The 13,037-nt window shown below is 72.2% G+C and carries 11 protein-coding genes; 5 read left to right on the forward strand and 6 right to left on the reverse strand.

Going from position 1 to position 13,037, the window contains the following annotated elements:
• The first annotated feature begins 3 nt into the window (after positions 1 to 3).
• A complete protein-coding gene (gene glpK / locus ACIGO6_RS34895) occupies positions 4 to 1,524 on the forward strand; it encodes a glycerol kinase GlpK (protein WP_399883470.1) in 1,521 nt (506 codons plus the stop codon).
• Between the two features lie 89 nt (positions 1,525 to 1,613).
• Here the strand turns inward: glpK and ACIGO6_RS34900 are convergent, their stop codons facing one another.
• Genes ACIGO6_RS34900 through ACIGO6_RS34915 form a run of 4 tightly spaced genes read right to left on the reverse strand, consistent with a single transcriptional unit; the run spans position 1,614 to position 5,819 of the window.
• A complete protein-coding gene (locus tag ACIGO6_RS34900; RefSeq protein WP_399883473.1) occupies positions 1,614 to 2,219 on the reverse strand; it encodes a GTP-binding protein in 606 nt (201 codons plus the stop codon).
• A gap of 51 nt (positions 2,220 to 2,270) precedes the next feature.
• The gene (locus ACIGO6_RS34905; protein WP_399883476.1) at positions 2,271 to 2,666 is read right to left on the reverse strand and encodes a DUF742 domain-containing protein; all 396 of its coding nucleotides are present in this window, start codon (positions 2,664 to 2,666) and stop codon (positions 2,271 to 2,273) included.
• Between the two features lie 10 nt (positions 2,667 to 2,676).
• A complete protein-coding gene (locus ACIGO6_RS34910; protein WP_399883480.1) occupies positions 2,677 to 3,111 on the reverse strand; it encodes a roadblock/LC7 domain-containing protein in 435 nt (144 codons plus the stop codon).
• Positions 3,108 to 5,819: a nitrate- and nitrite sensing domain-containing protein gene (locus ACIGO6_RS34915; protein ID WP_399883483.1), complete on the reverse strand. Its 2,712-nt coding sequence runs from the start codon at positions 5,817 to 5,819 to the stop codon at positions 3,108 to 3,110. Before ACIGO6_RS34915 ends, ACIGO6_RS34910 begins: the two co-directional genes overlap by 4 nt.
• A 422-nt stretch (positions 5,820 to 6,241) precedes the next feature.
• Here ACIGO6_RS34915 and ACIGO6_RS34920 point away from each other — a divergent pair, with 422 nt between their 5' ends.
• Positions 6,242 to 6,811, forward strand: coding sequence for a hypothetical protein (locus tag ACIGO6_RS34920; RefSeq protein WP_399883486.1), 570 nt, complete (start codon positions 6,242 to 6,244; stop codon positions 6,809 to 6,811).
• A 13-nt stretch (positions 6,812 to 6,824) separates the two neighbouring features.
• On the opposite strand, the gene ACIGO6_RS34925 is transcribed toward ACIGO6_RS34920, so the two are convergent.
• Entirely contained in the window at positions 6,825 to 8,009 is a 1,185-nt protein-coding gene (locus ACIGO6_RS34925; RefSeq protein ID WP_399883489.1) for an NAD(P)/FAD-dependent oxidoreductase, read from the reverse strand.
• Positions 8,006 to 8,329 (reverse strand): bifunctional 3-phenylpropionate/cinnamic acid dioxygenase ferredoxin subunit, encoded by a 324-nt coding sequence (locus ACIGO6_RS34930; protein WP_399883492.1) that lies wholly within the window; start codon positions 8,327 to 8,329, stop codon positions 8,006 to 8,008. Before ACIGO6_RS34930 ends, ACIGO6_RS34925 begins: the two co-directional genes overlap by 4 nt.
• Positions 8,330 to 8,578: 249 nt before the next feature.
• Here ACIGO6_RS34930 and ACIGO6_RS34935 point away from each other — a divergent pair, with 249 nt between their 5' ends.
• From ACIGO6_RS34935 to ACIGO6_RS34945, 3 genes are all read left to right on the forward strand, one after another.
• Positions 8,579 to 9,403, forward strand: a complete 825-nt coding sequence (locus ACIGO6_RS34935; protein WP_399883495.1) for an IclR family transcriptional regulator — start codon at positions 8,579 to 8,581, stop codon at positions 9,401 to 9,403.
• Between the two features lie 92 nt (positions 9,404 to 9,495).
• Complete coding sequence (locus ACIGO6_RS34940) at positions 9,496 to 10,581, forward strand: S-(hydroxymethyl)mycothiol dehydrogenase (RefSeq protein WP_399883498.1); 1,086 nt, start codon at positions 9,496 to 9,498, stop codon at positions 10,579 to 10,581.
• Positions 10,578 to 13,031, forward strand: a complete 2,454-nt coding sequence (locus ACIGO6_RS34945) for an FAD-dependent oxidoreductase (protein ID WP_399883501.1) — start codon at positions 10,578 to 10,580, stop codon at positions 13,029 to 13,031. Before ACIGO6_RS34940 ends, ACIGO6_RS34945 begins: the two co-directional genes overlap by 4 nt.
• Positions 13,032 to 13,037 lie beyond the last annotated feature (6 nt).

Below are 13,037 nucleotides of genomic sequence, written 5' to 3' on the forward strand. Positions count from 1 at the left end.
GCCATGACGGACCACTCCGTGAAGTACGTCGCCGCGATCGACCAGGGCACCACCTCGAGCCGCTGCATCATCTTCGACCAGAACGGCGCGATGGTCGCCGTCGACCAGCGCGAGCACCGCCAGATCTTCCCCAAGCCCGGATGGGTGGAGCACGACGCCACCGAGATCTGGTCCAAGGTGCAGGCGGTGGTCGCCGGGGCGATCGCCAAGGCCGGGCTGCGCGCCGACCAGCTCAGCGCCCTCGGCATCACCAACCAGCGCGAGACGACGGTCCTGTGGGACCGCGCGACCGGCAAGCCCGTGCACAACGCGATCGTGTGGCAGGACACCCGTACGTCCGCGCTGTGCCGCCGGCTGGGCGGCACGGACGGGCAGGACCGTTTCCGCGAGGCGACCGGACTGCCGCTGGCCAGCTACTTCTCCGGGCCCAAGGCGGCCTGGCTGCTCGACAACGTGCCGGGGCTGCGGGCACGTGCCGAACGCGGTGAGATCGCCTTCGGCACCCTCGACTCCTGGCTGATCTGGAACCTCACCGGCGGCACCGACGGCGGGCGGCACGTCACCGACGTGACCAACGCCGGGCGCACCATGCTGATGAACCTCCGGACCCTCCAGTGGGAGCCGTCCATCCTGTCGGCGATGAACATCCCCGAAGCCGTACTTCCCGAGATCAGGTCCTCCGCGGAGGTGTACGGGACGGCCGTCGGCCAGTTGGCCGGTGTCCCGGTGGCCTCGGCCCTGGGGGACCAGCAGGCGGCCGTGTTCGGGCAGGCCTGCTACGACGTGGGAACGGCGAAGAACACGTACGGCACCGGCAGTTTCCTGCTCCTCAACACCGGGAACCGGCCGGTCCCGTCGAAGAGCGGGCTGCTGACGACGATGGGCTACAAGATCGGTGACGAGCCGCCCGTGTACTGCCTGGAGGGGTCCATCGCCCTCACCGGGGCACTGGTCCAGTGGTTCCGCGACCAGCTCGGCATCATCCGCAGCGCCGACGAGATCGAGCCGTTGGCGGAGAGTGTGGAGGACAACGGGGGCGCGTACATCGTGCCCGCGTTCTCCGGGCTGTTCGCGCCGTACTGGCGCTCGGACGCTCGCGGGGTCGTCACCGGGCTCACCCGGTACGTCACGAAGGCCCATCTCGCGCGCGCGGTGCTGGAGGCGACGAGCTGGCAGACGCGCGAGGTCGTGGACGCCATGTACCAGGACTCCGGGGTGCGCATCACGGCCCTGAAGGTCGACGGCGGCATGACGAAGAACGGTCTGCTGATGCAGCACCAGGCGGACGTGCTGGGCGTGCCCGTGATCCGGCCGCGGGTCTCCGAGACGACCTGCCTGGGCGCCGCGTACGCTGCCGGGCTGGCCACGGGCGTGTGGAACGGCCTCGACGAGCTCAAGGCGCACTGGCAGCGGGACGTCGAGTGGACACCGGCCATGGAGACGTCGGTGCGGGACCGGGAGTACCGCAACTGGCGCAGGGCGGTGGAGAAGAGCTTCGGCTGGGTGGAGGACGGCGACGGTTAGGGCCTGTCCGCCGGATCAGGTCCTGAGCGTCGGAGGGCTCGGGGCACGCGCGCGTGGGTGGCGTTTCCGCGTGATCGTGCCCCGAGCCGTCAGGTCGTGACGGCCCGGCGACGGTCCGCCGCCTGTGCCATCGCGTGTTGGACCACGCCGACCAGGACCTCCTTGACCGACTCCCGGTCGCGGGCGTCGCACATCACCAGCGGCACGTCGGCGTCGAGGTCGAGGGCCCGGCGGACGGTCTCGGCCGGGTAGCGGGCCGATCCCTCGAAGCAGTTGACGCCGACGAGGAACGGGATGGAGCGCCGTTCGAAGTAGTCGACGGCGGCGAAGCAGTCCTCCAGGCGGCGGGTGTCGGCCAGGACGACGGCGCCGAGCGCGCCCTCGGAGAGCTCGTCCCACATGAACCAGAACCGCTCCTGGCCGGGCGTGCCGAAGAGGTACAGCACCAGGTCCTCGCGCAGGGTGATCCGCCCGAAGTCCATGGCCACCGTGGTGGTGTGCTTGTCCTCGACACCGCTGACGTCGTCGACGGGCCGCCCGGCCTCCGTGAGCAGTTCCTCGGTGCGCAGCGGCCGGATCTCGCTGACCGCGCCGACGAGGGTGGTCTTGCCGACGCCGAAGCCGCCGGCCACCAGGATCTTGAGCGTGACGGGCTCGACCGGCGGCTTGCCGCGCTGAGAACGCCCGAAGATCATCGATCTCTTCTCCTTACCGTGCCCGGAGGCTGACTCACAGGGCTCTCAGGTTCACAGGGCTCTCAAGCCGCTGATCACATCGCGCAGAATGTTCTCGTCCGGCAGTTCGGCCGGGGGCACGGGCCGGTTCACGTGGACGAGTTCGCTTTCCACGAGGTCTCCGACCAGGACCCGGACGACCCCGACGGGCAGATCGAGTTCGGCGGCGAGTTCGGCGACGGACTGCGGGGTGTCCCGGCAGAGTCCGACGATGTCCACGTGTTCCGGGGAGAGCGTGACGTCCGCCTCCGGGTCGTCCGCGTCGGGTTCCGCGACGACCACCGCGATCAGGTCGAGGCGGTGCTGGGCCGCACTGGAGGTGCGGCCGCGCGTCATGGCGTACGGACGGACGACGGGACCGGCCTCGTCGTCGAACCAGTGGTTTCTTCCCTGACCGTCTGCGCTCATGTCATCCCACTTACCCGCCCGAGGGCAGATCGGTGCGCGGGGCGGCGCCCAGATGCGCACCGACCCGCTTGACGAGGAGGGTCATCTCGTAGGCGACCTGGCCGACGTCGGAGTCGGCGTCCGACAGAACGGCGAGGCAGCTGCCGTCGCCGGCGGCGGTCACGAACAGGAAGGCGTCGTCGAGTTCGACGACCGTCTGCCGGACGCTGCCCGCCTCGAAGTGGCGGCCCACGCCCTTGGCAAGACTGTGGAAACCGGACGCCACGGCGGCCAGGTGCTCGCTGTCCTCCCTGGTCAGGTCCTTGGACACCCCGGTCGCCAGGCCGTCGCCGGACAGGACGACGGCCTTGCGGATGCTCGCGACACGGTCCACCAGGTCGTCGAGGAGCCAGTTGAGCTCCCCCGACTTGGTCGCGCTGTGGTCGGTCGCCTTCGGTGCGGTCATCGACCGTCCCCCTTACTCGTTCCTTGTGGTGCTTGTGGTGCTGGGCCGCCGGGCGAGTCGTCACCCGCGGCGTTCTCCTCGCGGCCGCGTCGCCAGCCGCGCTGGAGTGAGGCCATACGGCTGCGTACTTCCTCGGCGTCCCGGTCGGCCGGGTCGGAGCGGTCCTCGGCGGGCGGCTCGGCGCTCTGCTTGAGCTGGGGAGCCAGGTTGGCCTGCCGTACCCGCCGGGGCAGTGCTTCCGTGGCGGGCTCGGTGGGCCGCGTACGGTCCTCGTCGCGGCGGGACGGAGCGTCGCCGCGCGTGGGGGACGTGCTGCGGCGGCGGGCCGGGAGGGACGGCAGCGCGGATGACTCCCCGTCTGCCGGCGGTGCCTCGTCCGCGGCGTCCCGGGCGGATCGTTCGGAAACCGGGCGCCCGTGGGAACTGACCAGCTTGGGAGTCCGACGGCGGGGCAGCGGGACCGGCGCGTTCGCCTCGCCCTCCCCCTCGGGCGGCCCGCTGTCGTGGCCGGGCTCATGGCGTCGTCGCTGCGCGCGGCGGGTCAGCTGCTCGTCGTCCGCCGCGACGAGGGAACGGCGCGGCCGGAACAGACCTCCCCGTTCGCTGTCCTGGTCGCCGAGCCCGCCCGGCAGGTCGTCGAGGGCGTCCAGGCCGACGGGCGCCTCCAGCTCGACCGGCCCGTCCAGCGGCGGGGCCGGCCGGCCCGGCAGTGTCGCCGGTACGTGGGAGAGGGCGGCTCGGCGGCTCTTCTCCCGCTCCTTGTCCTTGACGTGCTGGGGGCGGTCGAGACGGAAGCCGACTCCGTTGGTGTCCGGGGCGTCGTCCGTGAGCAGCGCGTCGGGAACGAAGACGACCGCGGTGGTGCCGCCGTACGGGGAAGGCTGCAGGGAGACCCGGACGTTCTGCCGCTGGGCGAGCCGGCTGACGACGAACAGGCCGAGCCGGTCGGTGTCGGACAGCTCGAACTCCGGTGTCTCGGCGAGCCGCAGGTTGGCGTCGAGGAGGGCGTCGGCGGCCATGCCCAGGCCGCGGTCGTGGATCTCCAGGGTGAAGCCGTTGGCGACGCGCTCGCCCAGGACCTGGACGGCCGTGTGCGGCGGCGAGAACACCGTGGCGTTCTCCAGGAGTTCGGCCACGAGGTGGGTGAGGTCGGCGACAGCCGGGCCGGTGACGGCGACGCGCGGCAGCCGGCGGACCTCGATGCGCTCGTAGTCCTCGACCTCGGCGACGGCGGCCCGCACCACGTCCATGAGCTGGACGGGCTTGCGCCACTGCCTGGAGGGCGCGGCGCCGGAGAGGATGACCAGGCCCTCGGCGTGGCGGCGCATGCGGGTGGTCAGGTGGTCCAGGCGGAACAGGTCGGCGAGTTCCTCGGTGTCCTCGGTGCGGCGTTCCATGGTGTCGAGCAGGGTGAGCTGCTTGTGCAGCAGTACCTGGCTGCGCCGGGCGAGGTTGACGAACACCTCGGAGACACCGGCACGGAGTTCGGCCTGTTTGACGGCGGCCTCGACGGCGGCGCGCTGGAGGGTGTTGAGGGCCTGGCCGACCTCGCCGATCTCGTTCTTGTCGTACTCCAGGCGCGGCACCTCGGTCTCGACGTCCACCTCCTCGCCTGCCGAGAGGCGGCGCATCACGCTGGGCAGGCGGACGCCGGAGGCCTCGTGGGCCTCCAGGCGCAGCTGCCTGAGGTCACGGATCAGGGCCCGGCCGACACGCACGGACAGGAAGAGGGAGAACAGCAGGGCTATCAGGCCGAGTGCGCCGGCGACGACCACCTTGGAGATGACGCCCATCGCCACCGGGCTGACGCGGTCCTGGTAACGGTCGGCGGCGTGGTCGTCGAGGGCGCCCAGTTCGTCGAGCACGCTGCCGGCGGCGGTGTCCCAGCTCTGGGCGGTGACTCCGCGGGGCTTTCCGGTCCCGGAGGCCAGGGCGGCCTCCTCGGCGACGCGCAGGGGGGCGGAGGAGGCGTTCTTCCAGAAGCGCTGGTAGCGGCCGCGTTCGGCTGCGGGCAGCAGCGGCAGGCTGATGTCGTACATCACGGTGCGCTGGGCCACGAGGTCGGAGACGTCACGTATCTCGCTCCGGGTGAGCCGGCCGGTGACCAGGGCGGAGCCGAGGAGGGCGTCCTCGCGGGAGAGGAGTTCCCGTGCGCGCGAGACGTTGACGAGTGCGCGGTACTGCTTGTCCAGGTCCACGTTGTCGACGACGTGGAGGTTGGCGAGCAGTTCGTGACAGGGGTCGACCAGGCGGTTGTAGAGGCCGAGTGCCTGCGCACGGTCGATCGTGCCGTCCTCGACGCTGCGGCGCAGGGAGCCGATGCCGTCGAAGGCGTCCAGGACGGCCGTGAGGCGTTCCTCCTCGGCCTGGTCCAGCGCGTCGCGCACGTCGGTGTTCGCCGCGTTGTGCCGGATCTTGGCGATGGCCTCGTCGGTGGCGGTGCGGCTGCGGCGGAGGGCGGAGAGCCCGTCCGAGGCGCGCGGGTCGGCGAGGTGGACGAGGGTCTGGCGGCGTTCCTGCTGGAGGACGCGGACGGTGTCCTCGACCGGGTAGCCGATCTCCTCGACGAGGGTCGACACGTCGAACAGCCGGCTCGCCTCGCGTCCCGTGAGTACCGTGGCGAAGGCCCAGATCGCGGTCAGGGACACCAGCGGCACGAGAAGCAGCGCCACGATCTTCCGGCGGATCGACTTCCCGCGAAAGCGCATGGCCTCCCCCAGCTCGACCCCCACCGGCAGGGGGTGCACATGTACGTCAACAAACGGCGCGAGCCTACTACTCACGCACTGGTAACTCGAAGGCCCGTCCGGAGGCCGAACCTCCGCACGGGCGGCCCGCGAGGGTCAGTTGTCCGGCCATTACGGGAGATTGCCTCCCGGGAGCGGGGGCGGGCGAGGGGAACGTGTCCTTCCGGTGGGGCGGGCGGATTGGCCGAAATTTTTCGACTGGGCGGGATTTTCGGGAATCCTGGAGGGCCGTCGTTCGTCCTTCACTACGGGAAATGGAGGCGGAATCGGCCACAGGAGCCGCATCCCGCCCCCGGGCGGCGTAAAGCAGCGCAAGCCGGGCAGCCAGAGGGGAGCCGTGTCCTCGGACGCGGGCGAGCTGTCTGCAGGCGGTGGGGAGTGACATGTCGATGGGCACGGTGGAGCGGCGCGAGGCGCCGCGGGACGGCGATGCGGCCAGGTCGAGGACCCGGTCGCGCGCGGAGGCGCCGGATCGCGACATTCCGGCGGCCGGGCCGCACCCGAGGGCACGCGAACGGCCGGAGCAGCGTGAGCGGCGGGAAGAACCGGAGCAGCAGCCGGTCCACCGGCCGTTGTGGACGGAGGAGTCCGCGCGGCGGCGCCGGCTGCCGGATCCGGTGCGTACGGCGGCCGTGCGTGCGGTGCTCGTCGTGGCCGTGACGCTGATATCGGCGATGGTGGCCTTCCTGTGCACGCTGGCGGGCTCCTGGCTGGCGTTTCCGATGGTGATCGGCAGCATCGCGGGCACGGTGGTGGCCACGTGGGGCGTGCTGGACGTCTGGGTGACGCGTCAGGTCTGGAATCAGCGGCACGGCGTGGTGTCGGTGCCGAGCAGCACCGCGCGGGCCATGCGGCGCGAGCGACGCCGGGCCAGGCGGCAGGCGCGATCCGCGCAGCGGGCCCAGGAGCGGATACGCCGGCAGGGCGGCGCGGGGCAGTTGTCGCACTCCTGACTGGCGGCACGCCTCACAGCGCGACGGGGTCTACGGGGGCGGTGTCGCGGGCGAGTTCACGTCGGGCCCGCATGAAGGGGCGGGGCCGGTCCACGGCGAGTACCGCGGTCGTCCGGCCGTCCCGTTCGTAGCGGGCGAGGAAGCCGCCCCGGGCCGGCGCGCCCTCGGCGATCCCGCCCTCGACGATGCGGACGGTGTCGCCGTCCTGGTACCGGCCGGCGAACTGAAGCCGGGCGCCGTACTGGTCGGACCAGAAGTACGGCACGCTCCTCGCGCTGGTGACGGTGCGCCCGGCGAGCAGGTTCTTCACGGCGGCCCGGGGCTGCTCGGTGGCCGAGGTCCAGTGTTCCGCGCGCCTGCCGCCGACGCGGGCCACGTCGCCGACGGCGACCACCTGGGGCAGTGACGTCACGCAGCCCTCGTCGCACAGGACGCCGTCCTCCAGGGCGAGCGCCGAGCCCGCCAGCCAGGCGGTGTTGGGGGTGGCGCCGATGCCGACGATCACCACGTCCGCGGGCAGGACACGGCCGTCGGAGAGGAGCACCGCGGTGACCGTGTCCGTGCCACGCAGGGCGGCCACGGACGCTCCGGTGACCAGCTTCACACCTCCGCGCCGGTGCAGTGCGGCGCACACGGCCGCCATGTCGGGGCCGAGTTGGGGCACCAGCGGGAGCGGAGCCGCCTCGACGACGGTGACCTCGTGGCCGAGGGTCGCGCACGAGGAGGCGGTCTCGGCGCCGATGAAGCCGCCGCCGATGACGACGACCCGGCGCGGGCCCCGGGTCAGTTCCGCGCGCAGGGCACGGGCGTCGTCCAGGGTGCGCAGGGTGTGGACGCCGGTGAGGCCGGCGCCGGTGAGGCGCCGGGCCGAGGCGCCGGTGGCGATGACGACGCCGTCGGTGGACACGGTGCGGCCGTCGTCGAGCAGCACGGCACGGCCGCGGGCGTCGAGGCCGGCGGCACGGACGCCGAGCAGCCATGCGGCGTCGAGGTCGGCGGCCTCCTCGGCATCGGTGAGGGCCAGTTGGTCCTCGTCGGCGTGGCCGGTGAGGAAGTCCTTGGAGAGGGGAGGGCGGTCATAGGGGTGGTGGGACTCGTCGCCGACGATCACCAGTCGGCCGTCGTGCCCCTGGGTGCGCAGTTCCCGGGCGGCGTACAGGCCGGACAGCGAGGCGCCGACGACGGTCACGGTCCTCATGCGGCGTTTCCCTCCTGACCGGCGAGATGGACGTGGACGACGCCGTCGTCGACGGTGACCCGGTGGGTGCGGACCGGCCGGCGGGCCGGGAGGCAGGTCGGCCGGCCCGTCCGGAGGTCGAACGAGGCGGCGTGCAGCGGGCATTCGACCAGGCAGCCCTCCAGCCAGCCCTCGGAGAGGGAGGCGTCCTGGTGGCTGCAGGTGTCGTCGATGGCGTAGAGGTCGCCGTCGTCGGTGTGGAAGACGGCGACGGGCGGATGCGTCTCGAGGCGGGCGGACTCGCCCTTGGGGAGGTCTTCGAGGCGGCAGACGGGAATCATGGGTTCCCCCTCTCGGTCCGGAACGCGGGCCCTGGCTGTTGCGGGAGGGTGTGCCCGTGAGGCACGGCGTGCCTCGCTCGGTACGCGTACCCTTCCGGCCCTTCCGGGATCCGGACGCTTCGGTAACATGATGTTTCACATGACGCACTAGAAAGCGCTATGCGCAACAGAATCCGGGCGGGCGCGCCTCGCGTCAAGGGGTGTCCGCGGATGCGGCCCGAAAGGGCGCCAGGTGGTGAGTGTCGAGTCATGAACCGCACGAAGAAGCAGCCCGACCATGGGGAGGACCCCGTGGAGAACAGGCAGGGCGGCAGAGGCGCATCGGGCGCCGTGCAGTCGGTGGACCGCGCCGTGAGCGTGCTGGAGATCCTCGCCCGGCACGGCGAGGCGGGCGTCACCGAGATCGCCGACGAGCTGGACGTGCACAAGTCCACCGCGTTCCGGCTGCTGGGGGTCCTGGAGAACCGCGGCCTGGTCTCCCAGGAGAAGGAGCGCGGAAAGTACTACCTGGGTGCCGGCGTACTGCGCCTCGCGGGGGCGGCGGCAGTGCGCCTGGACATCTCGCAGGAGGGCGTGCCGGTCTGCCGGGAGCTCGCCGACGAGCTCGGTGAGACGTCGAACATCGCGGTTCTGGACGACGACGCGGCGGTCAACATCATGCAGGCCCGCGGCACCGCCTCCGTGACCGCGCAGAACTGGCTCGGGCGGCGCACTCCGCTGCACGCCACCGCCAGCGGCAAGGTGCTGCTCGCCCACCTGCCGCCCACCCTGCGCGAGGGGCTGCTGGCCCGCCCGCTGCACCGGTTCACCGAGCACACCGTGACCGGCGCGGCCGTGCTGCGCGGCGAGCTGGAGACCGTGGCCGAGCAGGGCTACGCGATCACCCAGGAGGAGCTGGAGATCGGTCTCGCCGCCGTGGCGGCGCCCGTCCGCTCCCACGACGGCAAGGTGATCGCCTCGATCAGCGTCTCGGGCCCGGTGTACCGGCTGACGCCACAACGGCTGACGGAGCTGGCCGGGCGCACCCTGGCGGCGGGGGTCGAGCTGTCCCGCCGGATGGGCCACGGCTCCTGACCCGTACCTCTTGACGGCTGCTCGACGGCATTCCCACTATGTTTCTGAGGGCGCAACCCATCGTGCAATGCGCAACAGCAGAGGAGCTTGTCGTGCCACACGAGGTCCGTGCCGTAGTCGCTGTGAAGAAGGGCGCACCCGTGGAGGTGCAGACGATCGTCGTCCCTGACCCGGGGCCCGGCGAGGTTCTTGTCGCGGTGCAGGCCTGCGGGGTCTGCCACACGGACCTGCACTACCGGGAGGGCGCGATCACGGACGACTTCCCGTTCCTGCTGGGCCACGAGGCGGCCGGCACGATCGAGGCGGTCGGCGAGGGCGTCACCGGTCTCCGGCCGGGCGACTACGTGGTCCTGGCCTGGCGGGCGCCCTGCGGAGGGTGCCGTTCCTGCCGACGGGGCCGCCCTTGGTACTGCTTCGACTCCCGCAATGCCGTCCAGCCGATGACCCTGCTCGACGGCACCCCGCTGACCACCGCCCTCGGCATCGGCGCCTTCGCCGGGAAGACGCTGGTCGCGGCGGGGCAGGCGGTGAAGGTCGACCCCGCCGCCCGGCCCGAGGCGGCCGGTCTGATCGGGTGCGGGGTGATGGCCGGTTACGGCGCCGCCGTCAACACCGGCAACGTGGGGCGTGGCGACTCGGTCGCCGTCATCGGCTGCGGCGGCGTCGGCAACGCGGCGATCGCGGGCGCCGCGCTGGGCGGCGCCATGAAGATCATCGCGGTGGACGTCGACGGCGCGAAGCTGGACCGGGCGGAGCGGTTCGGCGCCACGCACACCGTCAACTCCCGTGGCACGGACCCGGTCGAAGCGGTCCGCGCCCTCACCGACGGCCACGGCGTGGACCTCGCGATCGACGCCGTGGGACTTCCGGAAACGTTCCGTCAGGCCTTCTACATGCGCGACCACGCGGGCGTGCTGGTCCAGGTCGGCGTGCCCACCCCGGAGACGACGGTCGAGCTGCCGCTCCTCGACGTGTTCTCGCGCGGCGGCGCGATCAAGTCGTCCTGGTACGGCGACTGTCTGCCCAGCCGCGACTTCCCGTTCCTCGTCGACCAGTACCTGTACGGGCTGCTGGACCTGGGCGCCTTCGTCACGGAGACCACCACGCTGGACCGGGTCGAGGAGGCCTTCGCCAAGATGCACCGGGGAGAGGTGCTGCGTTCGGTGGTGGTCCTGTGAGCACCCGCGACCTGCGACGTCCGCCCCGCGTGGTCGTCATCGGCGCCGGCATCGTCGGCTGCTCGCTCGCCGACGAGCTGACGGCCCGCGGCTGGAACGACGTCACCGTCCTGGAACAGGGCCCGCTGCCCGCCCCCGGCGGCTCCACGTCCCACGCCCCCGGCCTCGTCTTCCGGACCAGCCCGTCCAGGACGCTCACGGCGTTCGCCCAGTACACCGTCGAGAAGTTCGCCTCGCTCACGGCGGACGGCGCGCGGTGCTTCCAGCAGGTCGGCGGCCTGGAACTGGCCACCACACCGGAACGCCTCGCCGATCTGCACCGCCGGGCCGGTTACGCCGCCGCCTGGGGCGTGCGCGGCGAGATCGTCGGCCCCGCCCGCTGCAAGGAACTCTGGCCGCTCCTCGACGAGTCGGTGGTGCTCGGCGGCTTCCACACCCCCGGGGACGGACTGGCCCGCGCCCTGCACGCCTCCCGCGCCCAGCTGGACCGCGCCACCGCGCGGGGCGCCCGCTTCCTGGACCGGCACACGGTCACCGGCATCGAGCGGCAGGACGGCAGGGTCACGGGGGTCGTCACCGACCGGGGCACCTTCCCCGCCGACCACGTCGTCTCCGCGGCCGGCTTCTGGGGGCCCGTCGTCGGCCGCATGGCCGGTGTCGACGTCCCCCTGCAACCGCTCGCCCACCAGTACGCGCGCACCGGACCGCTGCCCGAGCTGAGCGGCGCCACGGCGGAGGCCTCGAGGCCGATCCTCCGCTTCCAGGACCGCGACCTGTACTTCCGTGAGCACACCGACCGGCTCGGCATCGGCTCCTACGCCCACCGTCCGCTGCCCGTCGACCCGTTCGCCGTCCTCGCCTACGACGACGCCCGCGCCCGCCACATGGACATGCCGTCGTCGTACCCCTTCACCCCGGACGACTGGGCCCCGAGCTGGGAGGACTGCCGCCGGCTGATGCCCGCCCTGCGGTCGGCCGAGGTCGAGTCGGGCTTCAACGGCGTCTTCTCCTTCACCCCGGACGGCATGCCCGTCCTCGGCGAGTCCCGCACGCTGCGGGGCTTCTGGCTGGCGGAGGCCGTCTGGGTCACCCACTCGGCCGGGGTCGCCAAGGCAGTCGCCGAGTGGATGGTGGACGGGCGGCCGGCGCTCGACGTGCACGAGTGCGACCTCACGCGCTTCGAGGAAGCGCAGCGTTCACCGGCGTACATCCGTGAGCGCGGCTCACAGCAGTTCGTGGAGGTGTACGACGTCCTCCACCCCCTCCAGCCGATGGAGCGGCCGCGCCCGCTCAGGGTCAGCCCCTTCCACGTCCGCCAGCAGCAGCTCGGCGCGTACTTCCTGGAGAGCGGCGGCTGGGAACGCCCGCACTGGTACGAGGCCAACGCCGGCCTCGCCGAGGGCCTGCGGCTCCCCTGCCGCGACGCCTGGTCGGCCCGCCACTGGTCCCCCATCGTGGCGGCGGAGGCCCGCACGACCCGGGAAAAGGTCGCCCTCTACGACATGACTCCGCTGCGCCGCCTGGAGGTCACGGGCCCCGGAGCCCTCGACTTCCTCGACCGCATGACCACCAACAACCTCCGCAAGAAGCCCGGCGCGGTCACCTACACGCTTCTCCTCGACGAGACCGGAGGCATCCGCTCCGACCTCACCGTCGCCCGTCTCGCCCCCGACCGTTTCCAGGTCGGCGCCAACTCCCCCGCCGACCTCGACCACCTGCTGCGTCACGCGCCCCAGGACGTGCACATCAGGGACATCACCTCCGGCACCTGCTGCATCGGCGTCTGGGGCCCGCTCGCCCGGGACCTCGTGCAGCCGCTGGCCCCGGACGACTTCTCGCACGAGGCGTTCGGCTACTTCCGCGCGAGGGAGACGTACGTCGGCCATGTCCCGGTGACGGCGATGCGTCTGAGCTATGTCGGGGAACTCGGCTGGGAGCTCTACACCACCGCCGACCTGGGACTCCGGCTCTGGGACACGCTGTGGGAGGCCGGCCGGGACCTCGGCGTGATCGCGGCCGGGCGTTCCGCGTTCAACTCCCTGCGTCTGGAGAAGGGGTACCGGGCATGGGGCACGGACATGACCGACGAGCACAACCCGTACGAGGCGGGTGTCGGTTTCGCGGTCCGGACGGACAAGGCGGACTTCGTCGGCAGGGCCGCGCTGGAGGCCGCGGGTGAGCCGGCCCGGCGCCTGACGCCGCTCCTCCTCGACGACCCCGCCGCCGTGGTCATGGGCAAGGAGCCGGTCCACGTCGACGGCACCCCCGCCGGCTACGTGACCAGCGCCTCGTACGGCTACACACTCGGCCGCTGTGTCGCGTACGCCTGGTTGCCCGCGGGTCTGGCCACCGGCACCGGCGTGCACGTGGAGTACTTCGGAGAGAAGGTGCCCGCCACGGTCGCCGACGAGCCGCTGTTCGACCCGAGGATGAGCCGTATCCGCTGCTAGGAGGCC

Source organism: Streptomyces sp. NPDC053750 (assembly GCF_044544295.1).
Lineage (GTDB): Bacteria > Actinomycetota > Actinomycetes > Streptomycetales > Streptomycetaceae > Streptomyces.